Genomic DNA, 1664 nt, shown 5'->3' on the forward strand with positions numbered 1-1664 from the left:
CCTCAGTCTTTCGCTTGGCCGTCGGCCCATAGCTATGATTCGATGAATGCGATTCGCGTGCTTTTAGCTGTTCTGTAGGCATGGTGAGGGCCCGGCGCTCGGCCGGGTTCCTCCGTGTTGCTGGTTGGTGCGTGAGCCGCGAAGTCAGCCGGTTGGCCGTGGTAGTGCGGCGAGGTTGCTGAACGCGCTGGTCAAGGCGTCGGTCCAGGGCCAGTTGGCGGCGATGGCGAGGCGGGTCTGGCGGGCGGTGCGGGTGATCCGGGCGGCGACGTGCAGCAGCCGGTAGCGCAGTTTCTTGGGCTCGGCGCGGGCGAGGTCGCCGTCCAGGAGCAGGGTTTGGGTCCAGGCGAGCAGGTCGATCCCGGTCAGGGCGAGTTGCAGCCAGGCCTGGTTGATCGCGAAGACGCGGGACGGGAACCGGCCGAAGCCGGTGTTCTTGCCGCAGCGGATGCGGTCCTCGACGCGGGCGTGGGCCCGGTGCCGGGCTTCCAGCAATTGCAGGGATCCGTTGCCGGGCTGGGTGTCGGTGGCGACGACCTGGTGCCGCCACCCTTCGATGGTGTCGAACAAAGAGAGTTGGGCGCCGGGGTGCGGGCGTTCCCGGCGGACCAGGAACCGGGTGCCGTCGGGCCAGCCGGTGGCGTCGATCAGGCCGGTGATTTCGCAGACCTCGGCGTGTTCGCGCAGCCCGCCGTCGGTGTCGAGGGCGGGGATCCAGCCGGTCGCGGCCCGGATCGCTTCCCGCACGGGTTCGGTGATCGCGGCGCCGACACTGAACCGGATGTCGAGATGCTGCTGCTCGCGCAGCCTGCGGATGTGGGCCAGGAAACCGTGGCTGGAACCGGCCGAATCACTGCGCAGCAGGATCGGGGTGCCGTGCCGGACGGCGTCGGGAATCTGAGCGAGGGCTTGGTCGAGGACGGTGATGTGGTCGGTGGTGGTGTTCGATCCGGCCCGGCCCTCACGCAGCATGCCGGCCAAAGCTTCACCGGTGTTGTCGAGAAAGCACAGCAGCGGATGGAACCCGAACGTCTTCTTCCAGGTCCGGGTCGCGGACTCCTTTTCGGAGTGACTAATAACGATGGTCGCGTCGATGTCCAGGACCAGACCGGCGATCGGCTGGCCGGCCACCATCGGCCGGGGCAGATCACCGCGGACCTCGGCGTGCTGAGCCCAGGCAACCTCACGGGCAGCAGCCCGGGCGGTCCGCAGGTCGGCCAGAAGCGTGTCGTCGAGGCGGGACAGCAGCCGCCACGCGCTCGGATCGGAGGCGACCGGCCCGAACAAGGCCGGCTGGTTGCGCAGCACCGCCAGATCGGCGATGGCCTCACCGCCATCGGCCAGCATCACGGCCAGATCGACGGCGATCCGGCCCGGGTCATGCCCGCGCCGTCGCCGCCGCAATCCGGCCAACGCCTGACTGAAAGCACTGGTCAAACCCGTCGCGTCAGCGAGATCGGTGAGGAGCCGGGCACCGGCGTGACCGACCACGCCCCGCCCACCTCCGGCCACCGTAATCTTCGGACGTGTTGCGGTAACCTGCACCCTGCAAGTGCCTTCCGTGACAGGAAACTTGGACCCTCAGCAAGTCCTATTTTCCCTGATCAGAAGGCACTTCTTCGTTTCTGCCCAGTCCTTGGACACCCCTTAACGAAGGGTCGAGG

At 67.8% G+C, this 1664-nt stretch carries 1 protein-coding gene; it reads right to left on the reverse strand.

The window, feature by feature from the left end; translation table 11 throughout:
• Positions 1–144 precede the first annotated feature (144 nt).
• Complete coding sequence (locus QSK31_RS48415) at positions 145–1545, reverse strand: IS1380 family transposase (protein ID WP_285691979.1); 1401 nt, start codon at positions 1543–1545, stop codon at positions 145–147.
• Positions 1546–1664: the final 119 nt, after the last annotated feature.

Origin of the sequence: Actinoplanes sp. NBRC 103695 (assembly GCF_030269485.1) — a bacterium.
In the GTDB taxonomy this organism is placed as follows: domain Bacteria; phylum Actinomycetota; class Actinomycetes; order Mycobacteriales; family Micromonosporaceae; genus Actinoplanes.